The 24,230-nt window shown below is 62.1% G+C and carries 20 protein-coding genes; 13 read left to right on the forward strand and 7 right to left on the reverse strand.

Going from position 1 to position 24,230, the window contains the following annotated elements:
* Positions 1 to 8: 8 nt before the first annotated feature.
* The 4 genes from mglA to OKB77_RS16520 form a co-directional block, all read right to left on the reverse strand.
* Entirely contained in the window at positions 9 to 1,529 is a 1,521-nt protein-coding gene (mglA, locus tag OKB77_RS16505) for a galactose/methyl galactoside ABC transporter ATP-binding protein MglA (RefSeq protein ID WP_042081798.1), read from the reverse strand.
* Between the two features lie 50 nt (positions 1,530 to 1,579).
* On the reverse strand, positions 1,580 to 2,566 hold the full coding sequence (gene mglB, locus OKB77_RS16510; protein ID WP_005340747.1) for a galactose/glucose ABC transporter substrate-binding protein MglB: 987 nt from the start codon (positions 2,564 to 2,566) through the stop codon (positions 1,580 to 1,582).
* A gap of 276 nt (positions 2,567 to 2,842) precedes the next feature.
* Positions 2,843 to 5,902 carry a beta-galactosidase gene (locus OKB77_RS16515; RefSeq protein WP_270817983.1) on the reverse strand — a complete coding sequence of 1,020 codons (3,060 nt, stop codon included), beginning with the start codon at positions 5,900 to 5,902 and terminating at the stop codon, positions 2,843 to 2,845.
* A 189-nt stretch (positions 5,903 to 6,091) separates the two neighbouring features.
* Positions 6,092 to 7,099: a substrate-binding domain-containing protein gene (locus OKB77_RS16520; protein ID WP_041915397.1), complete on the reverse strand. Its 1,008-nt coding sequence runs from the start codon at positions 7,097 to 7,099 to the stop codon at positions 6,092 to 6,094.
* Between the two features lie 201 nt (positions 7,100 to 7,300).
* On the opposite strand from OKB77_RS16520, the gene galE reads away from it, so the two are divergent.
* From galE to bacA, 5 genes are all read left to right on the forward strand, one after another.
* Entirely contained in the window at positions 7,301 to 8,314 is a 1,014-nt protein-coding gene (gene galE, locus OKB77_RS16525; protein ID WP_270817984.1) for a UDP-glucose 4-epimerase GalE, read from the forward strand.
* A gap of 60 nt (positions 8,315 to 8,374) precedes the next feature.
* Entirely contained in the window at positions 8,375 to 9,433 is a 1,059-nt protein-coding gene (locus OKB77_RS16530) for a UDP-glucose--hexose-1-phosphate uridylyltransferase (RefSeq protein ID WP_265776226.1), read from the forward strand.
* Positions 9,430 to 10,578: a galactokinase gene (galK, locus tag OKB77_RS16535; protein WP_270817985.1), complete on the forward strand. Its 1,149-nt coding sequence runs from the start codon at positions 9,430 to 9,432 to the stop codon at positions 10,576 to 10,578. Before OKB77_RS16530 ends, galK begins: the two co-directional genes overlap by 4 nt.
* Entirely contained in the window at positions 10,575 to 11,564 is a 990-nt protein-coding gene (gene galM, locus OKB77_RS16540) for a galactose-1-epimerase (protein ID WP_270817986.1), read from the forward strand. Before galK ends, galM begins: the two co-directional genes overlap by 4 nt.
* Before the next feature lie 115 nt (positions 11,565 to 11,679).
* Positions 11,680 to 12,495 (forward strand): undecaprenyl-diphosphate phosphatase, encoded by an 816-nt coding sequence (gene bacA / locus OKB77_RS16545; RefSeq protein WP_257124127.1) that lies wholly within the window; start codon positions 11,680 to 11,682, stop codon positions 12,493 to 12,495.
* 66 nt (positions 12,496 to 12,561) lie between these two features.
* On the opposite strand, the gene OKB77_RS16550 is transcribed toward bacA, so the two are convergent.
* The 3 genes from OKB77_RS16550 to OKB77_RS16560 form a co-directional block, all read right to left on the reverse strand.
* A complete protein-coding gene (locus OKB77_RS16550) occupies positions 12,562 to 13,257 on the reverse strand; it encodes a ChrR family anti-sigma-E factor (RefSeq protein ID WP_265776214.1) in 696 nt (231 codons plus the stop codon).
* Positions 13,250 to 13,819, reverse strand: coding sequence for a sigma-70 family RNA polymerase sigma factor (locus OKB77_RS16555; RefSeq protein ID WP_005355542.1), 570 nt, complete (start codon positions 13,817 to 13,819; stop codon positions 13,250 to 13,252). Before OKB77_RS16555 ends, OKB77_RS16550 begins: the two co-directional genes overlap by 8 nt.
* Positions 13,820 to 13,959: 140 nt before the next feature.
* Entirely contained in the window at positions 13,960 to 14,526 is a 567-nt protein-coding gene (locus OKB77_RS16560) for an LON peptidase substrate-binding domain-containing protein (RefSeq protein ID WP_150389974.1), read from the reverse strand.
* 310 nt (positions 14,527 to 14,836) lie between these two features.
* On the opposite strand from OKB77_RS16560, the gene argS reads away from it, so the two are divergent.
* From argS to OKB77_RS16600, 8 genes are all read left to right on the forward strand, one after another.
* Complete coding sequence (gene argS / locus OKB77_RS16565; RefSeq protein WP_005355547.1) at positions 14,837 to 16,582, forward strand: arginine--tRNA ligase; 1,746 nt, start codon at positions 14,837 to 14,839, stop codon at positions 16,580 to 16,582.
* A gap of 3 nt (positions 16,583 to 16,585) precedes the next feature.
* Positions 16,586 to 17,431 carry an SPOR domain-containing protein gene (locus tag OKB77_RS16570; protein ID WP_265776215.1) on the forward strand — a complete coding sequence of 282 codons (846 nt, stop codon included), beginning with the start codon at positions 16,586 to 16,588 and terminating at the stop codon, positions 17,429 to 17,431.
* 187 nt (positions 17,432 to 17,618) lie between these two features.
* Positions 17,619 to 18,152, forward strand: a complete 534-nt coding sequence (hslV, locus tag OKB77_RS16575; protein WP_005340772.1) for an ATP-dependent protease subunit HslV — start codon at positions 17,619 to 17,621, stop codon at positions 18,150 to 18,152.
* Between the two features lie 66 nt (positions 18,153 to 18,218).
* Positions 18,219 to 19,547, forward strand: coding sequence for an HslU--HslV peptidase ATPase subunit (hslU, locus tag OKB77_RS16580; protein ID WP_005340773.1), 1,329 nt, complete (start codon positions 18,219 to 18,221; stop codon positions 19,545 to 19,547).
* Positions 19,548 to 19,748: 201 nt separating this feature from the next.
* The gene (locus OKB77_RS16585; protein WP_139459626.1) at positions 19,749 to 20,390 is read left to right on the forward strand and encodes a TetR/AcrR family transcriptional regulator; all 642 of its coding nucleotides are present in this window, start codon (positions 19,749 to 19,751) and stop codon (positions 20,388 to 20,390) included.
* Positions 20,387 to 21,355 carry a secretion protein HlyD gene (hlyD, locus tag OKB77_RS16590; RefSeq protein ID WP_150389975.1) on the forward strand — a complete coding sequence of 323 codons (969 nt, stop codon included), beginning with the start codon at positions 20,387 to 20,389 and terminating at the stop codon, positions 21,353 to 21,355. Before OKB77_RS16585 ends, hlyD begins: the two co-directional genes overlap by 4 nt.
* Complete coding sequence (locus OKB77_RS16595; RefSeq protein ID WP_150389976.1) at positions 21,352 to 23,121, forward strand: ATP-binding cassette domain-containing protein; 1,770 nt, start codon at positions 21,352 to 21,354, stop codon at positions 23,119 to 23,121. The genes hlyD and OKB77_RS16595 overlap by 4 nt, the downstream gene beginning before the upstream one ends.
* Positions 23,118 to 24,227: an ABC transporter permease gene (locus tag OKB77_RS16600; protein WP_103250847.1), complete on the forward strand. Its 1,110-nt coding sequence runs from the start codon at positions 23,118 to 23,120 to the stop codon at positions 24,225 to 24,227. The genes OKB77_RS16595 and OKB77_RS16600 overlap by 4 nt, the downstream gene beginning before the upstream one ends.
* Positions 24,228 to 24,230 lie beyond the last annotated feature (3 nt).

A 24,230-nucleotide genomic window follows, 5' to 3' on the forward strand; every position in this document is an offset into this window, starting at 1 on the left:
TCCTGTCTCTAGAGGTACAGAGATGCCAGGCGCAGTATCTCGCTCTGGTCAGTTTCTTTGGTATTGACGATCCCGGCGACCCGGCCATTGCTCATCACCATGATGCGGTCGGTGATCCCCAGCAATTCCGGCATCTCTGACGAGATGATGATGATCCCCTTGTCCTTCTTCGCCAGCTCCAGGATGAGCTGGTAGATCTCGAACTTGGCCCCGACGTCTATGCCGCGGGTGGGCTCGTCGAGCATCAGGATCTCCGGCTGGGTCAGCAGCCAGCGACCGATGATCACCTTCTGCTGGTTACCCCCGGAGAGGGAACCGATCTGGGTCTGCTGGGTCGGCGTCTTGACCCGCATGGAATCGATCACCCACTGGGTATCGCTCTTCATCTTGTTGTCGCTGAGCAACCCCATGGAGCCCTTGTAGCTGTCCATGTTGGCGATCAGGGAGTTGAAGGCGATGTCGAGACGCGAATATATACCGGTGGAGCGGCGCTCTTCCGTCACCAGCGCAAAGCCGTTGCGGATCGCTTCGTGGGCGTTGTGGTTGGCTACCTCTTTGCCGTGCAGCTTGATGCTGCCCTGACTGCGATCACGAATACCGAACAGGGTCTCGACGATATCGGTGCGCTTGGCCCCCACCAGTCCGGCGATGCCGAGGATCTCCCCCTTGTGCAGGTTGAAGGTGATGTCCTGAATGGAGGGCTGGTTCTTCGCCGTCAGGTGTTCGATCTCGAGGATCACCTCTTTCGGCTGGTTGGTCTTTTCCGGGAAGCGCTGGGTCAGTTCACGGCCGACCATCATGCCGATGATCTGATCCATGGTCATGCCCTTGAGCGGCTGGGTTGCCACCCACTGGCCATCCCGCAATATGGTGATCTCGTCACAGAGCTGGAAGATCTCCTCCATCTTGTGAGAGATGTAGACGATGCCGCACCCCTTATCCTTCAACTTGTTGATGATCTTGAAGAGGTGATTCACCTCTTTCTCGGTCAGGGAGGAAGTAGGTTCGTCCATGATGACGATCTTGGCATCGTAGGAGAACGCCTTGGCGATCTCGATCATCTGCATCTGGGAGACCGACAGGGTCGCGACCTTCACCTTGGGGTCAATGTCGATATCCAGCTCATCGAAGATGCGCTTGGTGTCGTCATACATCTTGCCGTGGTCGATAAACCACCCCTTGGTGGGGTAGCGGCCGAGCCACATGTTGTCCATCACGGTACGCTGCAGCACCAGGTTGAGCTCCTGATGCACCATGGAGACGCCATTTTCCAGCGCCTCTTTGGAGGAGGTGAAGTTGATCTCCTGCCCCTTGAAGAAGATCTTGCCCTGATCCTTCTCGTAAATGCCGAACAGGCACTTGAGCAGTGTGGATTTTCCCGCTCCGTTCTCGCCCATCAACGCATGCACAGAATGAGGACGGACCCGTAAATTGACATTATCGAGTGCCTTGACGCCGGGAAAGCTCTTACTGACGTCAATCATCTCCAACAGCCATTCTGATTGTTGCTGTGTTGTCATATCAGCCATCACATCTGGTTGAAAAAAGGGCAAGGGGATCTCCCTTGCCCTGGAGGGAATTACTCGAATTGGGACAGGTTGTCTTTATCCACACCGACGTAGGCAACACGTACTACCTTGTCGACGATATTCCACTTGGTGCCTTCACCGGCCGGTTTGCCTTCAGCCAGGTTCTTGGTCAGCTCGAAGGTGGCTTTGGCCTGGTTGGCCGCATCGTTCAGCACGGTACCCGCCATGGCACCGCTCTTGACCATGGCCAGCGCTTCCGGCAACGCATCGACGCCGAATACCGGAATGGCAGTCTTGCCCTGGGCTTTCAGTGACTCGACTGCACCCATTGCCATGCCGTCGTTGTTGGCGATGACCACTTCGATCTTGTTGGCGTTGGGGCCGGAGATCCAGGCATCCATCTTGTCTTTCGCCATGGCGGTATCCCACATACCGGTATCCATGTGCAGTTGTTCAGTCTTGACGCCACCATCGTTCAGGGTCTTGACCACGTAGGAGGTGCGCGCTTCGGCATCCGGGTGACCCGGCTCCCCTTTCAGCAGCACGAACTGGATCACGCCATCCTTGTTCAGATCCCACTCCGGATGGGCTTTCCAGTGTTTGGCAATCAGCTGACCCTGGATGATCCCTGACTCCTTGGAGTCGGTGCCCACGTAGTAGGCCTTGTCGTAGCTGGCCAGATCGGTAGCGCTCGGCTCCTTGTTGTAGAAGACCACCGGGATATCTTCGCCACGGGCTTTCTCAATCACCACCGGTGCCGCAGCCGGGTCTACCAGGTTGATGGCCAGCGCTTTCACCCCTTTGGCCAGCAGCACGTCGATCTGGTCGTTCTGCTTGGACTGGTCATTCTGGGAGTCGTTCATCAGCAGTTCCACCCCCGGAGTGGCTGCCGCCTCCTTCTCGATGGCCTTGCGCACGACCGCCATGAAGTTGTCGTCGTACTTGTAGACGGTTACCCCGATACGGGTGTCAGCCTGGGCATTGGCTCCAGCCATCATGCCCATCAGCAGGGCGGCAACTGTGGTCAGTTTTTTCATTATGTGTGCTCCGATGTGTCTATCTGTGTTGTAGGGTGGCGAGCAATTGAGCAAGCGCCAATCAATGTAATCAGTTTGTTGTCATTTCTTCTGTGATCATGACGACAAAATGAAAACGTTTACACTCTGTTACATTGAAACTTTATATTTATTTTTCAAATACATATAAATAAAAATCAGATTTGAGACTCAATCTTTCCCACAGCATTGAGGCTAGTCGTTACTGGTCTGTTGTCAAAATGACGCACTGGCTCGACAGTCGCCTCCATAGCTGGCTTAACGGAGAGTGCAGCCCCAACGGTAACGACGGTCGAGCAGTTGATACTCGGGACGCACGCTCTGACTCCAGGAGTCATCGCCACCCACCCCCATGTGGGCGCCATCGAGACAGACCCACAGCCCCTCTTCGGCCACCAGATCGCTCTGGTGACGAGCAGCGGCCAGCTGTTGCTGACTGAAGCGGCTGGCACTGAAATGGAAGCTGCCGCTCACCGTCGTGCTGCCCAGCTGCAACTGGCGGGTATCACAGCGCAAGCCGTTGTCACTCGGGAAAATGTAAGGGGTGTGCATGGCCTCCAGCGGCAGGCTCCAGCGCCCCAGATCGGCGCCCAGCAGGCGGTCCGGATAGTTCTCGTGAGGGCCGCGTCCCAGCCATTCGGCTCGCGCCGGTACCTCGGCCAGATGGAGCAGCAGGCCAATCCGCGGCAGCGACGGCAGAACCTGCGCCAGCTCGGTCTCTATCTCCAGGCTCATGGCGCCATCGTCGGTAAAGCGGTGATGCCAGTGACTCACCAGCAGCAGCTCATCGTGGTGGAAGTAGCCATGACTGACCCGGATATCCCCTCCGGCGACCGCGATCCCCAGACAGCGGTGCTGCCACTGACCGAGACCACACGCCTGCCAGCGAGCAATCCAGGAGTTGGGGTCGGCGTGATCCGCTTCGCTGGTGCCAATGTCGTTGTCGAGCGGAGCCCGGTAGAAATGATCCATGATCGGCGCCAGCAACTGCTCCTGCCCCGATTTTTGCCAACTGGTGATGCGGCCGCTCTGCTTGTCGAGCCGCCACTGACTGTTTGCGGTGGTGACCCGCCAGCTATCCGGCTGCTCGCTCAGGGTGGCGGCAGCGGCGGGAGCAGGCAGAGCAAGGGGGGTCGGCAGGGTGAACTGCTGACGGGCGACCTTGTGATCCGCCTGCGACCAGGGGGTAGCCTGCGGCTGAACGATGGCCAGATCGAGCCAGGCCAGTGAGCCTGCCGCAAAGGGGGGCAGTGTCTCGCTCAGGGTCAACTCGACCACCCCTTGCGGCACCAGCATGAGGGAAACCTCCCCCTGCTGCTGCACATGGCCGTTCTCGCACAGCTGCCAGCAAAGCAGCTCGTTGTCGGTTTCCCGAAACAGGTATTCGCTCTCGATCCGCACCCGCAGCGGGGTGTGCTCAAGCAGGGTGAAGCGGTACGGCTGCTGCGCACGCTTTGCCTCGCACAGGGCTGGATGGGGGGTGCGATCCGGGAACAGCAGGCCGTTGCAGCAGAACTGACGATCGTTTTGCACATCACCAAAATCGCCGCCATAGCCCCAGTAGTGGCGACCATCGGCGGTGTATGTGTCGAGCCCCTGATCGACCCAATCCCAGACAAACCCGCCTTGCAGACGTGGATGATCGCGAAACGCCTGCCAATAGTGGCCGTAGCCCCCGAGACTGTTACCCATGGCGTGGGCATATTCGCAGAGGATCAGCGGTCGGTGCTCGCCGGGCAGGCCGATCCACTTGGCCAGCGCCCACTTGGGCACCGCCGGGAAGGGTTGATCCTGATGGGTTCTGGCATACATGGGGCAGATGATATCGGTGGCCGGGGTATCGGCCCCGCCCCCCTCGTACTGCACCGGACGGCTCGGATCGCTGCGCTTGATCCAGCCATACATGGCATCGTGGGCCGGGCCGTAACCCGACTCGTTGCCGAGCGACCAGATGATGATCGAGGGGTGATTGAAATCCCGTGCCACCATGCGGGTTGCCCGCTCCAGAAAGGCGTTGCTCCAGGCGGGATCCCGCGCCAGCCGCCCCATGGGGGTCATGCCGTGGGTCTCCAGATTCGCCTCGTCCACTACATAGAGGCCGAGCCGATCGCACAGGCGATAGAAGTCGGGGTGGTTGGGATAGTGGGAGCAGCGCACCGCATTGAAGTTGTGCCGCTTCATCAGCAGCAGATCCCGCTCCATGGTGGCGCGATCGATGGCATAACCCTTGGCGGGATGGTGTTCATGACGGTTGGCACCGCGAACAAGCAGCGGCTGACCGTTGACCCGCAGCAGGCCGCCACGGATCTCCACCACCCGAAAGCCCACATCATGGGCTTCGCTCTCGATGGCCTGGCCCTGCTCGTCCAGCAGGGTCAGGGTCAGGCGATAGAGATGGGGCGTCTCGGCGCTCCACTTGCGCGGCGCAGCCACATCGAGCCACAGCTCGGCGCGATCGTCATACGCCCCTTTCTCATCAATGGCTTGGGTGCCGATCGGCTGGCGCAGGGTCGCAACCCGCTCGCTGCCATCATAGAGATTGGCCTCTACCGACAGACCAGCCCCATTGGCGACTTGCAGGGCAATCTTGAGACGGCCATCCCGATAGCAGGCATCCAGCTCGGGGGTCACCCGCATATCCATCAGATGGCGGGCCGGTTTGTGCAGCAGGCTGACGGAGCGGAAGATCCCCGACAGCCACCACATATCCTGATCTTCCAGATAGGAGCCGTCGGACCAGCGCAGTACCAGCACCGCCAACCGGTTGCGACCGCTCTGCAGATATGGGGTCAGATCGAATTCGGCGGGCAGCCGGCTGTCCTGGGAATAACCGACCCAGCGACCGTTGCAGAAGAGGTGGAAGGCACTGCTCACCCCGTCGAAGATGATCCGGCTCTGTCCGTTTGCCAGCCAGTTGGCGGGCAGTTCGAACTCGCGGGAGTAGCAGCCAGTAGGATTCTCTGCTGGCACTCGGGGCGGATCGCAGGGAAAGGGGTACTTGATATTGGTGTAGATGGGGCCATCGGTGAGCGGCCGCGCCGCTGGATAGGCAGCATCCAGTTGCCAGTTACCCGGTACGGTAATAGGAGTGGTATCCGCCAGATCCTGTGCCAGCCAGCTCTCGGGCACCAATTCGGGAGCGGCAAAGAAGGAGAAGCGCCACTCGCCATCGAGCAAGAGGCGGGAGGAAGAGGCCAGATCCCCCCTGGCATCCGCTTCGCTGCGCCAGCTGAACATGGGGGTATGGGCAGCCAGACGATTTACCGACGTAATGGCCTGAGTCTGCCAATCCTGACGCGCCACTATCTCCCTGAGCATTCACTCTCTCCCTGCTGATTGGAAAACGTATTCAGTCTAGAGAAGTATGACGCAGGGAACGGCGATCTCGCTCACACAGATGTAAACGATTACACTAATTTTGTTAAGTAAAGCGGAGTAAAAATGATTAAAAATAGGTAAAACAATAACTGTGCAAGAAACGGCCCCGAACAGGGCCGCAAAAGGGGGCTATCCGGCCCGAACCGGTGCCACCGAGTGGCGATTGATCAGGGTGGGGGTATAGATCCGGCTCTGGGTCGCGTCACTCTCCCCCGCCGCCAGCTGAATGGCCAGCTTGGCCGCCTGGGCCGCCATCAGCTCGATGGGATAGCGCATGGTGGAGAGCTTGGGCCTCAGGTATCTGGCATAGATGATGTCATCGAAGCCCACCACCGAAACCTCCTCCGGCACTCGCAGGCCGTTGTCCGCCAGCACGGAGATGGCGCCAGCCGCCATGGCATCGTTATAGGCCACCACGGCGGTCACCTTGAGCCCCTTGGCCAGCAGGTTGAGCATGGCACGCTCGCCCCCCTCCTCGTTCGGCGTGCCGCTCTCGATAAGCTCGGGATCGGCTGCCAGACCCGCTTCCATCAATCCATCCTGATAGCCCTGCAGGCGCAAGGTGGCATCCTCGATGGCGTGATCCGAGCTGATAAAGGCGATATGGCGGTGGCCCAGTTCGATCAGGTGGCGAGTCGCCGTAGCCGCCCCCAGCCGGTTGTTGAGAGCGATGCAGCGCCCCTTGAGGGCAGGAATATCGCGGTTGATCAGCACCATACCGGGCACTCGCATGGCGTAATCGTAAAGTTCCTCGTCGCTCAGCGCCTTGCTGTGCACCACCAGCGCCTCGCAGCGCTTGCCGATCAGCAGCTCGATCGCTTCACGCTCCTGACGCGCCTTGTGAAAACCGTTACCCATCAGCAGGTGAAGGTTCTGCTCGACGGCGATGCCGGAGACACCCTTAACCAGTGCACCGAAGAAGGGATCGGCTACATCACCAACCACCACCCCCATGGTGTCGCAAGTCTGGCTGACCAGTGCCCGCGCGTTGGCGTTGGGGGTGTAGCCCAGTTCAGCCATGGCCTTCTGCACCACTTCGCGAGACGCGGCGCTGGCCTTGGGAGAGTTGTTCATCACCCGTGAAACCGTTGCCACCGACACATTGGCCAAACGGGCGACATCCTTGATGGTGCTCATGCTGTTTTCACTTCTTTCACTGTGCAATAGAGCGCCATTATACCCAGCAAACCCATTGAAAACAGGGGTGAAACGCATATCTGCCGTCAGGATGATCACAAAAACAGTGTAATCGTTTACACTGTTTTGCAAGCAAGCTCACAGTTTGGTCGCCACACCCTCGGCTAGACTGCTTCCAGACACTTTTCAGTGGAGAGCAAGATGAACGTTCTGGTCACCGGCGGTTGCGGATATATCGGCAGCCACACCTGTCTGGCCCTGCAAGCGGCAGACATGAATCCCGTGGTGGTCGACAACCTCGGCAACAGCAAGCGCAGCGTGCTGGCCAGAGTCGCCGCCATCAGCGGCCAACAACCCGTTTTCTATCAAGGAGATATTCGCGATGCCGCCCTGCTGGACCGGATCTTCGCCGAGCAACAGATCGATGCAGTGATCCACTTTGCCGCCCTCAAGGCGGTCGGTGAATCGACCCGCATTCCACTGGATTACTACGAGAACAACCTCGGCGGCACCCTCACCCTGCTACAGGCGATGAAGCGGGCTGGCGTGCACAATCTGGTGTTCAGCTCCTCGGCCACCGTCTATGGCGATCCAGCTAGCCTGCCGATCCGCGAGGATTTCCCTCGCTGCGCCACCAACCCTTACGGGCGATCCAAGCTGATCATCGAGGAGATCCTCGAAGATCTGCAGCTGGCCGAGCCCCACTGGAGCATGACCCTGCTGCGCTACTTCAATCCGGTCGGCGCCCACGAATCGGGCACCATGGGGGAAGACCCGCAGGGGATCCCCAACAATCTGATGCCCTATATCACCCAGGTCGCCATCGGCCGTCGCGACTGCCTGTCTGTCTTTGGAAACGATTACCCCACCCCGGACGGCACCGGTGTGCGCGACTACATCCACGTGATGGATCTCGCCGAGGGGCACGTCAAGGCGCTGCAACACTGCGCCGGCAAGGGTGGCGTGCACACCTACAACCTGGGCACCGGCGAGGGCCAGAGCGTGTTGCAGCTGGTCGCCGCTTTCTCTGCTGCCTGTGGCAAGCCGTTGCCATTTCGCATCGAACCGCGCCGCCCGGGCGACATCGCCGCCTGCTGGGCCGATCCGGCCAAGGCCGAGCGCGAGCTGGGCTGGCAGGCAACCCGGGACATAGACGCCATGTGCGCCGACAGCTGGCGCTGGCAATCCGCCAACCCGAACGGTTACGAGGAGTAGGCCTGCCTGCTCCCTGTTAATAGACGACCTTATTTTTCAATACTTTATTCAGGAGAGATGATGTTCAACCCCGTCGATCATCCCCATCGCCGCTTCAACCCGCTGACCGGCCAGTATGTGCTGGTCTCCCCCCATCGGGCCAAACGCCCCTGGCAGGGGCAGGTGGAGAAGGTGAGTCAGGCCCCCAAACAGGCACATGCTCCCGACTGCTTCCTCTGCGCGGGCAACACCCGGGTCACCGGCGACATCAACCCCGACTACAAGGGCACCTTCGTCTTTACCAACGACTTCGCCGCCCTGATGCAGGATACCCCGGCCGCCGATAGCGCCAGCGATCCCCTGCTGAAACTGGAAGCCGCCCGCGGCACCAGCCGGGTGATCTGCTTCTCGCCGGATCACGGCAAGACCCTGCCCGAGCTGCCGCTGCCCGTCATCGAGGGGGTGATCACCACCTGGATGGATCAGGTCACCGAGCTGTCAGCCCAGTGGGAGTGGGTGCAAGTATTTGAAAACAAAGGCGCCGTCATGGGCTGCTCCAACCCGCACCCCCACGGCCAGATCTGGGGCAGCGACTTCCTGCCCAACGAGATCGCTCGCGAAGAGCAGCACCAGCGTGACTGGCTGGCCGAGCATGGCCGTCCCATGCTGCTGGAGTATGTGGAGCGGGAGCTGGCGGATCGCTCGCGTATCGTGGTGGAGACCGAGCACTGGCTCGCCGTAGTTCCCTTCTGGGCCGCCTGGCCGTTCGAAACCCTGCTGCTGCCCAAGGCGCACGTCCCCTCCATGCTCAACCTGACCCAGGCCCAGCAACAGGATCTGGCGGTGGCGCTCAAGGAGCTCACCAGCCGCTACGACAACCTGTTCGAGTGCAGCTTCCCCTACTCCATGGGCTGGCACTTTGCGCCGCCCAAATCGGATTGCCCCGAGGCGTGGCAGCTGCATGCCCACTTCTATCCGCCGCTGCTGCGTTCCGCCACCGTGCGCAAATTCATGGTTGGCTTCGAGATGCTGGCCGAAACCCAGCGCGACCTTACCCCCGAGCAGGCTGCCGAGCGGCTGCGTGCCCTGAGCCCCGTTCACTACACCCAGACCAGCCACACCAATGAGGAGGCCTTATGACCCCCAGCCAACGCGTCAGCACCGTTTTTGCCGAGCAATTTGCCAAAGCGCCCGATCTGCTGGTGCGCGCCCCCGGCCGCGTCAACCTCATCGGTGAACATACCGACTACAACGACGGCTTCGTGCTGCCCTGCGCCATCAACTACGAGACCTGCGTTGCCATCGGCCTGCGCGATGACCGGCAAGTGCAGGTGATCGCCGCCGACTACGACAACCAGCGCGACCAGTTCGACCTCGACCAGCCCATCGAGCACCACCCCAGCCAGCGTTGGAGCGACTACATCCGCGGCGTGGTGAAGTATCTGCAGGAGCGCGGTTATGCCCTGCGCGGCCTCGATCTGGTGGTCTCCGGCAACGTGCCGCAGGGGGCGGGGCTCTCCTCCTCTGCCTCGCTGGAAGTGGCCATCGGTCAGGCCTTCAAGGAGGCGCTGGGGCTCGACATCAGCCAGGCCGAGATCGCCCTCAACGGTCAGCAGGCGGAGAACAAGTTCGTCGGCTGCAACTGCGGCATCATGGATCAGATGATCTCCGCCAGCGGCAAAACAGACCACGCCCTGCTGCTCGACTGTCGCTCGCTGGAGACCCGCCTCATCCCCATGCCGGCGGATCTGGCGGTGCTGATCGTCAACTCCAATGTGCGCCGCGGTCTGGTGGACAGCGAATACAACACTCGTCGCCAGCAGTGTGAAGCGGCCGCCCGTCACTACGGGGTCAAGGCGCTGCGCGATCTCGATCTGGCCGGACTGGAAGCGGGCAAAGCCGGGCTGGATGAGGCCTGCTACCGCCGTGCCCGCCACATCGTAGGGGAAAACGCCCGCACCCTGGCGGCCGCCGATGCGCTGGCCAGCCACGACCTGACCCGTCTCGGTGAGCTGATGGCCGAGTCGCACGCCGCCATGCGCGATGACTTCGAGATCACAGTGCCCGCCATCGACGGTCTGGTGGAGATCATCGAGGCCAGGATCGGCACAGATGGCGGCGTGCGGATGACCGGCGGCGGCTTCGGCGGCTGCGTGGTCGCCCTGTTACGCCCCGACAAGGTGGCCGAGGTGATTGCCGCCGTCGAGGCGGAGTACCCACCCATCTCGGGCCTCAAGGCCGACTGCTACGTCTGCTCTGCCAGCGCCGGTGCAGGCAAGCTATGAGCAGCGCCATGACGCCATTCGAACTGGAAAACGAGGAGGGGCTGCGCCTGCGCGGCCTCGACTTCGGCGCCACCCTCACCTCCCTCACCCTGCCGGTGGCGGGCAAACGGCGTGAAGTGCTGCTGGGCTGTGCCGACGACGCCTATCCCACCCAGCAGGTGTGGCTGGGTGCGGTGGCCGGGCGTTTTGCCAACCGCATCGGCGGTGCCGAGCTGGTGCGTGATGGACAGCGCTGGCTGCTGGATGCCAATCAGGCACCCAACTGTCTGCATGGCGGGCAGGCAGGCTTTCATCGCCAGCGCTGGCAAATCAAGGAGCTGGAAGCAGATCGGGTCAAGCTGGCATTGCTCTCCCGGGCTGGGGATCAGGGCTTTCCCGGCAATCTGCGGGTAACCTTGGAGTACCGGCTGGAGCAGAGCGATCTGGTGGTGGATTTCATCGCCAGCACGGATGCCACAACTCCGGTCAGCCTCACCAGCCACGCTTACTTCAATCTCGATGGGCAAACCGATGGCGGCGATGTCCGTGACCACCTCATCAGCATCAATGCCGACCACTTCCTGCCGACCGACCCAAGCGGTTTGCCGATCGCCATCACCCCGGTGGAGGGGCCGTTCGATCTGCGCCGCGAGCGTCTTGTCGGACAGGATTGGCTGAGCCATCCCCAGCAGCAACAGGCCAAGGGGTACGATCATGCCTTTGTGCTCAATGGACCGGAGCAGAAGTGGGCAGCTCGCGTGGTATCAGGGGACAGGCAGCTGGCGATGGAGGTCTATACCAACCAACCCTCGCTGCAGTTCTACACCGGCAACTGGCTGGCCAATACCCCGAACCGTAGCGGCCAGTCGCACCGGGATCACGACGGCTTCTGTCTTGAGGCGCAACAGCTACCGGACAGCCCCAATCGCCCCGAGCTGGGCAACCCCTGGCTGCTGCCTGGCGAGCGTTATCACCACCAGACCCGCTACCGCTTTATCCGCGACTAACTTAAAGAATTCATGATTTTTACATAGCCTCAGCAGTCACAATCGAGCAAGATATGCCGCCCCGAGACCCTTTCGGGGCGTTTTTACATCAACGAAGTTAAGGATTGTTTGTTCGATGACTGACACTTATAGCCTGCTGGTCGCCTTTATTCTGGGCGTCGTCGAGGGGCTGACCGAGTTCCTCCCCGTCTCCTCCACCGGCCACATGATTATCGTCGGCCATCTGCTGGGCTTTGAAGGGCCCAAGGCTGCCACTTTCGAAGTGGTGATCCAGCTTGGCTCCATCCTCGCCGTGGTCGCCGTCTTCTGGCGCCGCCTGTTTGGCCTGATTGGCATCCACTTCGGCCAGAAGCCGTCCCGGGATCACGCCACCCTGTCGCTGGTGCATGTCATCCTCGGCATGCTGCCCGCCATCGTGGTCGGTCTGGCCATCCACAGCTGGATCAAGGCCAACCTGTTTGGCCCACAGACCGTGATGTACGCGCTGGTCGCGGGGGGCATCCTGCTGATCATCGCCGAGAAGTTCCGCCCGGCCGTCACAGCTGAAACCCTGGATGACATCAGCTACAAGCAGGCGTTCGGCATCGGTCTGTTCCAGTGTCTGGCCCTGTGGCCCGGCTTCTCCCGCTCCGGCGCCACCATCAGTGGTGGCATGCTGATGGGGATCAGCCGTCACGCCGCCGCCGAGTTCTCCTTCATCATGGCAGTACCCATGATGGTGGCCGCCAGCGGGCTTGATCTCTACAAGAGCCGCGATTTCCTCTCGATGGCCGACTTCCCGATGTTTGCAGTGGGCTTTATCACCGCCTTCGTGGTAGCGATGTTTGCGATCAAGACCTTCCTGACATTGATCCGCCGCATCGACTTTATCCCGTTCGCCATCTACCGCTTTATCGTGGCATTCGCCGTCTATCTGGTGTTTGTTGCCTGACCGGCAACCAGCAATCAAATGAAAAAAGGGACCAATCTGGTCCCTTTTTCTATGGCGTCATAGTGCTCAGTAGAGATGCTGGCTGATGCCATTCAGCAGCCGCGACAACCCCTTGGTGAACTGCACCGGCGCATCCTGCACCGTGTAGCAGAGGCAACCGTCCGGCGTATGCGGGCTGTGGGAGTGGCTGGCATCGCGCCAGATGAAATCCCCCGCCTTGTAAAGGGTATCGCCATCCTGAATATTGCCAGCCAGCAGCAAGGTCAGCTCATAGCCCTGATGGGTGTGCTCGGGGATGCGACCGCCCGCTTCGATATGGAGCAGGCTGGCGCGCGCGCCCATCTCATCCAGCGGCAGACTCTGCTGACGAATGGCCCCGATATGGCGCCACTTGGGCGAACGATAGCGGGCCAGCACCCGTGGCAAACGGTAGGCGTGACCGGCTACCTCCAACTCGCTGGGCTGGGCTCGGGGCTGGTCATGTGTTGGCTCGGAGAGGGGCTCTGCCAGCGGCTGGGCCAGAATATCCGCCAGCATGGCGTCGAATCCGGCATCCAGCGCTACTTCATCGCGGGAGTCCAGCTCGGGCTCTGCTGGCGAGGCAAGATATTGCTGCGCCAGCTCCTCTTCGAATATCTTTAGTCGGGCAGCACAATCGGGGCAGAGTTCACAGTGGGCGGAGAGCCCCACCGCCAGCGGCAGAGGCAGCTCGTCGGCGGCGAAGGCGCGCAGCATAGGGTCGGTCGGATGGGCTTTAATCATGGCCTTGCTCCACTTGCTCTTTCAGTTTCTGTAACGCCAGCCGGAGGCGGGACTTGATGGTACCGAGCGGCACGCCGAGTCGCTCCGCCAGCTCCTGCTGGGAGAACTCCTGCAGATAGATGCCGCGCACCACCTGCTGTTGCGGCTCCGGCAGGGTGCCCAGATAGTGGGCCATCTGACGGGTCAGCACCGCATCCTCCCCCCCGCTCAGATGCTCCTCTTCGGCCTGAAACTCCAGCACCGGCCACAGCTCCTCGGCACAGAGATCCTCCTTGCTGGCGCGACGACGGCGCAGCATGTCGAAGCACTGGTTGCGCATCACGGTGTAGATCCAGGTGGTCGGCGCCCCCTTCTCGGGGTGGTAGAGACGCGCCTTCTGCCACACCAGCAGCATGGTCTCCTGCACCAGCTCCATGGCGTTGGCTTCGCTGCCGAGGTGGCGCAGGCCGTAGCTGCGAATACGCGGCGCAAAGTGTTGGAACAGGCGGGCAAAAGCAGCCTTGTCGGCCTGCTCTGCCACCCTGATCAGCAGAGATTTGAGGTCGCCATCCGGGTTATCCATCACGGGCGAGGTCCTGCGTATGGTCGAGTGTGGTTGGCCAGTATATGCCATTGCGCCATCCCTTTGGTGTGCTGTCGAACATGCTGTGGTGATGACTTGTACGGCGCTGCGGCAGTGGCGGATCAGCGGGTCAGAAAAAATCAGTGGCTGGCCACCAGCACCCCCTTGAGCAGGGCGATGGCGGGCTGATTGTCGGCGGCGGCCAGCAGCAGTTGTTTCTGTTCAGGGGGGATCGGCAACACCTCCAGCCAGCGCTGGGCCACCCAGTTGCCATCGTCCCAGCGGGGGGCGGGATAGAGGGCGGCATAGTCGGGATAGTCTGCAAACACCTCCCGCAGCGCATCGACCAGCGGCAGCTGATCGGGATGGAGCCGGCGGGGCGGCCAGGCCGTCAGCGGCGTCACCTCGCCGATGCGCAGGCCGTCTGGCTCCTGCCACAGATCCTCTATCTGCACCCGCTCCATCCCCTGCACCGTGATCCCCAGCATGCCGTCCGGCAGCCGGTCGAAATCGATGATGGTGACCCGGGTGGCGATGGGCAGCATGTTGCGCAGGGCGTCGGGCTGGCGAGGGTCCACCATGCAGAGGGCAAAGCCGGACTCCCCCGCCTCGGCAATCATCCGCTGGTATCTCGGTTCGAAGATCCGCAGCGGCATGACGCCGCCGGGCAGCAGGTGGGCAGATAGGGGAAACAGCGCCAGTCGCATCGCAAACTCCTCGGTTGGGAACCTCTGTTGATACGCCGGGCCAGAGGGAGGAGATCATTCCCGTCATCGGAAAGGAAAAACCCTTAACAATCAGGGGAAAATAGCCTGGACAAGGCGCTTCGATATGCAGTAGAAATGGATAAGCACCGTAATTTCCGCCCAATATTCTGGAATATGGCGCCAAACGCAGTGAAATATCCGCCCGACAGCGAGCGGCGGGTCATCCCTATAGTTTTCTCGGGCCGATGCGGGTAAAATTCACGCCCTTATATATCAGTCATTTTTCGACGCGCAACCTTGGTGGTCAGTTATGAAAGAGCATATTCATCATCTACTTGAACAAACGGTAGCCAATCTCAAGTCAGCAGGCGTCCTGCCGGCGGACCTGGAAGCCCGCGTGCAAGTAGACCGATGCAAGGAAAAAGCTCACGGCGACCTGGCTACCAACCTGGCCATGCTGCTGGCCAAACCGGCCCGCAAGAATCCCCGTGAGCTGGCGGCTGCCATCATCGAGCACCTGCCTGCCTCCGACCTGATTGCCAAGGTCGAGATCGCCGGTCCCGGCTTCATCAACTTCTTCTTCGACCAGCGCTGGCTGGCCGGTCAGGTCGAGGCCATGGTGACCTCTGCCAACGCCAACGTACGGTTGCCCGCGCCACAAACCGTGGTGGTGGACTACTCCGCCCCCAACGTGGCCAAAGAGATGGCGGTGCACCACATCCGCTCCACCGTACTCGGTGACGTAGCTGCGCGCGCGCTGGAGTTCCTCGGCCACAAAGTGATCCGTGCCAACCACATCGGCGACTGGGGCACCCAGTTCGGGATGCTGATCGCCTATCTGGAGAAGATGTCCAACGAGCACGCCAGCGACATGGCGCTCAAGGATCTGGAAGCCTTCTACACCCAGGCCAAGCGTTGCTACGACGAAGACGAAGCATTCGCCGAGCGCGCCCGTAACTACGTGGTTAAGCTGCAGGGCGGCGACGAGTACTGCCGTACCATGTGGAAGAAGCTGGTCGACATGACCATGGAACAGAACCAGATCAACTACGACCGCCTGAATGTCTCCCTGACCAACAAGGACATCATGGGCGAGTCCATGTACAACGACATGCTGCCGGAGATAGTGGCCGACCTGAAAGCCAAGGGGCTGGCGGTCGAGAGCGAAGGCGCCACCGTTGTCTTCCTGGACGAGTTCAAGAACAAGGATGGCGAGGCCATGGGCGTCATCATCCAGAAGAGCGATGGCGGTTTCCTCTACACCACCACCGACATCGCCTGTGCCAAATACCGTTATGAAACCCTGGGCGCCGACCGTGTCATGTACTTCATCGACTCCCGTCAGCACCAGCACCTGATGCAGGCCTGGACCATCACCCGCAAGGCGGGCTATGTGCCGGAATCCGTCCCCCTCGAGCACCACGCCTTCGGCATGATGCTGGGCAAGGATGGTCGTCCCTACAAGACCCGTTCCGGTGGCACCGTCAAGCTGGTTGACCTGCTGAACGAAGCGGAAGAGCGCGCCGCTGCCCTGCTGGAGAGCCGCAACAGCGACCTCTCTGCCGAAGAGAAGGCCAACGTGGTCAACGCCATCGCCATGGGCGCGGTCAAGTATGCGGACCTCTCCAAGAACCGCACCACCGACTACATCTTCGACTGGGATCTGATGCTGTCGTTTGAAGGCAACACTGCCCCTTACCTGCAGTACGCCTACACCCGTATCCAGTCCATCTTCCGCAAGGCCAACATCGATGCCGAGACGCTGACCGGCAACGTGACCCTGAACGAAGAGGCCGAAGAGGTGCTGGCCCAGAAGCTGATCCAGTTCTCCGACGCGGTCAACGGCGTGGCAGACAAGGGCATGCCGCACCTGCTCTGTACCTACCTGTACGAGTTGTCCGGCAACTTCATGACCTTCTATGAAGCCTGCCCGATCAACAAGGATGGCGTGGACGAAGCAACCCGTCAGAGCCGTCTGCTGCTGTGCGCCGCCACCGCCAAGGTGCTGAAACTGGGCCTCGGCGTACTGGGCATCCATACCCTGGAGCGCATGTAATAGATGGCAACCCGGGATTATGTCGGCAGCCGCCCGCGACGTCGGGCGGGTGGCCGCAATACCAAGAAAGCGGCCCCTCGCCGCTTTCCTGTTATTCCAGTGCTGCTGGTCGTAGCACTGCTGGCAGGCTTTGGTGGCTTCCTTTTCATGATCAATGGCAAGGGCAACGACGCCCCCACCATTGAGGAGCAGGTAAAGGCCAACAAGCCAAAAGCGCAGAATAACGGGCTGCCTCAGGAGAAGTGGAGCTACATCGAACGGCTTGAGAACAAGCAGGTCGATATCATAGAGCCGCCGACCCAGCCGGGTGTGCTGCCGCCACCACCGGCAGATACCATGACCCTGCAACCGGAGAAACTGTCGCAGCCGGTGCCGACCGACATTCCCCAACCGGGAACGCCCATCGGCCAGCCCAAGCCCTATCAGCCCAATCCGGCGACCACCCCTTCCACCTCCGGTGCACCGGTTGCCAGCGCGCAAGAGCAGGTGATCGACCGCAAGGCTGAACGGGAACGGATGGAGAGGGAGATCCGCGCCGAGCTGGAACGGGAGCGGGCCGAAGCGGCCAAGGCCAAAGCGGCCACCCCGCCAGCCCAGACCGCAGCCGCAGACAGCGGTCGCTATATGATGCAGTGCGCCGCCCTGCGCTCGCAGGATTCTGCAGAGTCGCTCAAGGCGCGCATCGCCTTCACCGCCGGTCTCTCTTCCAGCCTGCAGGTGATCAATGGCGCCAACGGCACCGTCTACAAGGTGATGGTGGGCCCCTTCAACGGCAAGGCGGCCGCCGACGCGGCCAACAGCAAGCTGCAGAGCTCCGGTATCAGCGGCTGCATTCCCAAGAAAGGGTAATCAGCTCACCGATGACGCAGGGCCGGGTGGCAACACCCGGCCCTGTTCTTTTGGTGTCACTCGCACCCACGCTGTTTGCTACCCCGTTTATCCCGACCAAAGGCAGGGTTGAAAAGCCCGTTTGCCATCCCCATCTTTCTTGCCATGCACAGTCAGGCCGTCATTCGGCTCAAGCGAGGTAAGTAAAGTGACTACCATAGTTTCAGTTCGCCGCAACGGTCAGGTCGTCATCGGTGGCGATGGCCAGGTCTCTCTTGGCAACACCGTCATGAAGGGCAACGCCCGCAAGGTTCATCGTCTCTATAACGGCAAGGTGCTAGCCGGTTTCGCTGGCGGTACCGCCGACGCCTTCACCCTGCTCGAACGTTTCGAAGCAAAACTGCAGGCCCATCAGGGTAATCTGGAGCGCGCCGCCGTGGCGCTGGCCAAAGATTGGCGCACCGATCGCGCCCTGCGCCGCCTCGAAGCGCTGCTGGCCGTGGCCGACGAACACAAATCCTTCATCATCACCGGTAACGGTGACGTGGTACAGCCGGAGCACGATCTCATCGCCATCGGCAGCGGCGGCAACTTTGCCCAGTCCGCCGCCATCGCGCTGCTGGAAAACACCGAGCTGGATGCCAGGACCATTGTCGAGAAATCCCTCAAGATTGCGGGCGACATCTGCGTCTTCACCAACGGCAACCACACCATCGAAGTGCTGGACTATTCGGCAAAATAAGGCCACCAGCCAAACCCATTTTCCCAAGGGGCGGGCACTGCCCGCCCCGGATACAGGAACACCATCATGTCCGAGATGACCCCGAGAGAAATCGTCCACGAGCTGGACAGACACATCATTGGTCAGGCCGATGCCAAGCGCGCCGTTGCCGTTGCCCTGCGCAACCGCTGGCGCCGGATGCAGCTCAACGAAGAGATGCGCCATGAAGTGACCCCGAAAAACATCCTGATGATAGGCCCGACCGGTGTCGGCAAGACCGAGATCGCCCGTCGTCTGGCCAAGCTGGCCAACGCCCCCTTCATCAAGGTGGAAGCGACCAAGTTCACCGAAGTGGGCTATGTCGGCAAGGAAGTGGATAGCATCATCCGCGATCTGACCGATGCCGCCATCAAGCTGGTGCGCGAAACCGAGATGGAGAAGATGAAATACCGCGCCGAGGAAGCCGCCGAAGAGCGCATCCTCGACGCCCTGCTGCCCAACCCGCGCAACACCTGGGGTGAGGAAGAGAAAGCCGACAACTCCAACACCCGCCAGATCTTCCGTAAGAAGCTGCGTGAAGGTCAGCTGGATGACAAGGAGATCGAATTGGAGCTCTCCGCCTCCCCGATGGGCGTCGAAATCATGACCCCGCCGGGCATGGAAGAGATGGCCAACCAGCTGCAGGGGCTGTTCCAGAACCTGGGCCAGAACCAGAAGAAGAAGCGCAAGATCAAGGTCAAAGAGGCCATGAAGGCGCTGATCGAAGAGGAAGCGGCCCGTCTGGTCAATCCGGAAGAGCTGAAACAGAAAGCGATCGCCGCAGTCGAGAACAACGGCATCGTCTTCCTCGACGAGATCGACAAGATCTGCAAGCGCGGCGAGAGCTCAGGCCCCGATGTCTCCCGTGAAGGGGTACAGCGCGACCTGCTGCCGCTGGTTGAAGGTTGCACCGTCAACACCAAGCACGGCATGGTCAAGACCGACCATATCCTGTTTGTCGCCTCCGGCGCCTTCCAGATCGCCAAGCCGTCCGACCTCATCCCCGAGCTGCAGGGCCGTCTGCCGATCCGGGTCGAGCTGACCGCTCTCACCACCGATGACTTCGAGCGCATCCTGACCGAACCGAACGCCTCCCTGACCGATCAGTACAAGGCGCTGATGGCCACCGAAGGGGTCAACATCGAGTTCACCAAGGATGGCATCCGCCGTCTGGCCGAAGCGGCCTGGCAGGTCAACGAGCGTACCGAGAACATCGGTGCCCGTCGTCTGCACACCGTGATGGAGCGCCTGATGGAAGATATCTCCTATGACGCCTCCGAGAAGTCCGGCGAGACCTTTGTCATCGACACCGACTACGTCAACGCCCACCTCGGTGCGCTTGTCGAGGATGAGGATCTGAGCCGCTTTATTCTGTAAGCGCGCCCCTCCCGATAAAACGCCTCCCTTCGCGGAGGCGTTTTTATTTCCCCGCCACCCATTTCATCCCGCCCCTTGCGAAAGCCCGCCGTTTTTCATCCCTGCTGAAATCTGCTCAAAAAAAGATCTATCAACTTCTGTGCGATTGATTTATACATACGTATAAATCAGATCGAAAGCTGCGCAACAGGAACCAGAGAGATGAATCCAACCCGGCAGAAACTGCTCGATACCGGCCTCGCCATCGCCACCGAGAAGGGTCTGCGCGGCCTTACGGTGCGCGAGCTGGCAGCGGCGGCCGAGGTGAACCTCGGCTCCTTCGTCTACCACTTCGGCAACCGCGACGCCTTTATCGACGAGCTGGTGGAGCTCTGGTACGCCCCCCTCTATGACGAGCTCAAATCGGTGGCAGCCAAAGGTTCCTACCCCTCTGCCATCGCCATGTTCGAGGCCACCATGGAGGCGCTGATCGGGCTGGTGGCGCGCCAGCGCGGCTTCATCAACCACCTGTTTGGCGATGCCCTGGCGGGTGAAGGGGCGGCCCAGCGTTTTCTGCTCAGCCTGCCGCGCCGCCATCCCCTGCTGCTGATCGAACAGGTACGGATGGCACAGGCGGAAGGGTCGCTGGTCGCAGGTCACCCGCTCCAGCTGATGATCTTCATCATGGGGTCAGTCGGCCTGCCGCTGGTGATCGCCGGCAGCGGTCGTCAGCTCGGCTGGCTGCCCGAACAGGCCGCCCCCTTTCTCAGCCAGATAGACAGCCCCGAGGCCGCCAGACAGCGGCTGGTATGGGCCCTGCGCGGCCTGCGCCCCACCGACATGAAAGAAGGAGAAGCGGCATGAAACAACGCTTTGCAATCGTAGCCCTGCTGCTAACCGTTATCGGCGGTTATCTCTGGTGGCAGGGGCGCCCGGCCGACGGCTCCATCCTCTACGGCAACGTCGATATTCGCGACGTCAATCTGGCCTTTCGGGTCGGCGGCCGCGTCGATCAGGTACTGGTCGATGAGGGGGATAGGGTAAAAACCGGCCAACTGCTGGCCCGCCTCGATCCGGCGCCCCTCACCCACAGCCGCGACAGTGCCCGCGCCAATCTGGCTGCGCTCACTGCCGCCAACGCCTTGATCCACAAAGGCTATCGCAGCGAAGAGACCGACCGCGCCCGGGCTGCACTGGCCGCCGCCGAAGCCGCAGCGCTGGAAGCTGACCAGCAGTGGCGCCGCCAGAGCGCATTGGCCGCCACCGGCGCCATCTCCCGCGGTCAGCTCGATACCGCCCGCTCCCAGCGGGATCAGACCCAGGCGCAGGTACGCTCGGCTCGCGAGCAGCTCGCCCAGCTCGAAACCGGCTACCGCCCGGAAGAGATTGCCCAGTCCGATGCCCAGCTGGAAGGGGCCAAAGCGGCGCTCGCCAGTGCCGAACTGGCGCTGGCGGATGCCAGCCTGACCGCCCCCAGCGACGGCATCATCATCAGCCGCGCCGTCGAGAATGGCAGCATGGTGCAGAGCGGAGCAACCGCCTTCAACCTCTCCCTGACCGCGCCGGTCTGGGTGCGCGCCTATGTGGAGGAGCCCTGGCTCGGCCACTTCCCGAGCGGCGCTAAGGTAACCCTCACCACCGACTCGCGGCCGGATCAGCCCTATCACGGGGTGGTGGGATTTGTCTCGCCGACCGCCGAGTTCACCCCGAAATCGGTGGAGACGCCTGACTTGCGCACTCACCTCGTCTACCGGCTGCGTATCGTGGTGCAGGATCCCGACCCGGCCCTGCGCCAAGGGATGCCGGTCACCGTCAGGCTGGCGCCATGAACAGCGCTATCTCCCTTGAGGGACTCACCAAACGCTTTGGCGAGCGGGTCGCCCTCAACGCCATCTCGGCCACCATTCCGACTGGCGGCATCACCGGGCTGGTGGGCCCCGACGGCGCGGGCAAGAGCACTTTGCTGCGCCTGCTGGCCGGTCTGCTGATCCCCGAAGCGGGCACCATCCGGGTGCTGGGGCTGGATCCGGTGAGCGAGGGAGACCTGCTGCGTCAGCGCCTCGGCTATATGCCCCAGCAGTTCGGCCTCTACGAGGATCTCAGCGTGCTGGAGAACCTCACCCTCTACGCTGACTTGCGCGGCGTACTGGAGCCCGAACGCACACCCACCTTCGCGCGGCTGCTCGCCTTCACCGATCTTGCCCGCTTCACCGCGCGGCCTGCGGGCAAGCTCTCTGGCGGGATGAAGCAGAAACTCGGGCTGGCCTGCGCCCTGCTCGGCACCCCGGATGTGCTGCTGCTCGACGAACCGGGGGTCGGGGTCGATCCCATCTCCCGCCGCGCCCTCTGGCAGATGGTGCGCGAGCTGGCCAAGGGAGGGATGACGGTTCTCTGGAGTACCGCCTATCTCGATGAGGCGGAGCTGTGCGACCACGTGCTGCTGATGGCGGATGGCGAGGTGCGCACCAGCGGCACACCGGCCAATCTGATGGGGGCCATGGCCAGCCGCTGCTGGCTGCTGGAGGCGGGGCAGCTGGATGGCCGCGAGCGGCGCGCCCTGCTGCGCCGGGCACTGGCTCACCCAGCGGTGATGGATGGCGCGGTGGCGGGGGAGCGGGTTCGCCTGCTGCTGCACCCGGGCATGACGCCCCCGCCGCTGGCGGAGCTGCAATTGACCAACGGCGCCTTTCAACCTGCTCAGCCCCGGCTGGAAGATGCCTTTATCGACCTGCTCGGCGGCGGCCCCGGCGGGGAGTCGAGTCTGGCGGCCGGGATGCGGGAAGCCGAACTGCCGCAGGGGGTCTCCCCCGAGGCGGTGATCGAGGCGCGCCACCTCACCAAGCGCTTCGGCGATTTTGCCGCCACCGATGATGTCAGCTTTGCGGTGCGCCGCGGCGAGATCTTCGGCCTGCTCGGCCCCAACGGGGCGGGCAAGTCCACCACCTTCAAGATGGAGTGCGGCCTGCTGCGCCCGAGCGAGGGGCAGGCACTGGTGACCGGCATCGATCTGGCCCACAGTCCGTCGGCTGCGCGCCAGCGCCTCGGCTACATGGCGCAGAAATTCTCCCTCTACAAGCAGCTCACCGTGGCGCAGAACCTCTCCTTCTTCGCCGGTATTTACGGCCTGTTCGGCCGCCACCAGCAGACGCGGATCGACGCCATGGTGACCGCTTTTGCCCTCACCCCCTGGCTCGATCAGAAGGCGGAATCCCTACCGCTCGGCCTGCGCCAGCGTCTTTCACTCGCCTGCGCCCTGCTGCACGAGCCGCCGCTGCTGTTTCTCGACGAGCCCACCTCCGGGGTCGATCCGGTGACCCGGCGCGAGTTCTGGTCGCACATCAACGCGCTGGCCGACCACGGCGTCACCGTGCTGGTCACCACCCACTTTATGGATGAGGCGGAGTATTGCGACCGCATCGCCCTCATCTATCGCGGCAAGCTGCTGGCGCTCGGCACCCCGGACGATCTCAAGGAGCTGGCCGCCAAAGAGGCGGCGACTTCTCTGCCAACCGGCTCCTTGCCGACCTGTTCTTTGCCAACAATGGAAGAGGCCTTTATCACCCTGGTCGAGCGGGCCAGCGAGGAGGACGCATGAGCATCAACCGTCGGCGACTGCTGGCCCTCTGCCGCAAGGAGACGCTGCAAATCGTCCGTGACCCGAGCAGCATCCTCATCGCCTTCATCATGCCGGTGGTACTGCTGGTAGTGATGGGTTACGCCATCAATCTGGATGTGGACCATCTGCGCCTCGGCATCTGGCGTACCGACAGCGGTGCCCCGGCGGTGCGGCTGGAGCAGGCCCTGCGCGGCTCTACCGCACTGGAGATCCACAGCGGCCCGAGCAAGGCGTCCCTGCTCGCCAGTCTGGCCCGTGGCGAGATCCGCGGCCTGCTGGTGATCGATGACGGCTTCTCCCGCGCGCTGGCCGGTCAGGGCAATGGCACGCCGCAGGCGCTGCTGCTGACCGACGGCTCCGAGCCCAACACCGCCAACTTCGTCACCAACTATGTGCAGGGGATCTGGCAGGGGTGGCTCGCTGGCGAGGGGGTTGCCATGCCGGTGTCGATAGAGAGCCGCGCCTGGTTCAACCCGGCGCTGGTGAGCCGCAACTTTCTGGTGCCGGGCTCCATTGCGGTGGTAATGACCATCATAGGGGCCCTGCTCACCTCGCTGGTGGTGGCGCGGGAGTGGGAGCGCGGCACCATGGAGGCGCTGCTCGCCACCCCGGTCACCAAGGGGGAGCTGCTGCTCTCCAAGCTGCTGCCCTACTATGGACTCGGCATCATCGCCATGCTGCTCTGCCTGCTCTTCTCGGTGGCGGTAATGGGCGTGCCGTGGCGCGGCTCCCTGCTGCTGCTCTTTCTGGTCACCAGCGTCTTTCTCGGCAGCGCCCTCGGGCTCGGCCTGTTCCTCTCCACCGTAATGCGCAGCCAGTTCAACGCCGCGCAGGCTGCGCTGATCGCCGCCTTTCTGCCCGCCGTGATGCTGTCGGGTTTCGTGTTCGAGATCGCCAGCATGCCGCCGCTACTGCGGGCCATCACCCACCTCATTCCGGCCCGTTACTTCGCGAGCTCGCTGCAGACCCTCTATCAGGCGGGCAGCGTCTTCTCGATCCTGCTGGTCAACGGTTTCTGTCTGCTGCTGCTGGCCGGTTTCTGGCTGGCCCTGACCGCCCGCAAGACGCGGCGCACTCTGGAGTAACCC

It is taken from the genome of Aeromonas sp. Y318-3 (assembly GCF_027706185.1).
Taxonomy (GTDB): Bacteria; Pseudomonadota; Gammaproteobacteria; order Enterobacterales; family Aeromonadaceae; genus Aeromonas; species Aeromonas veronii.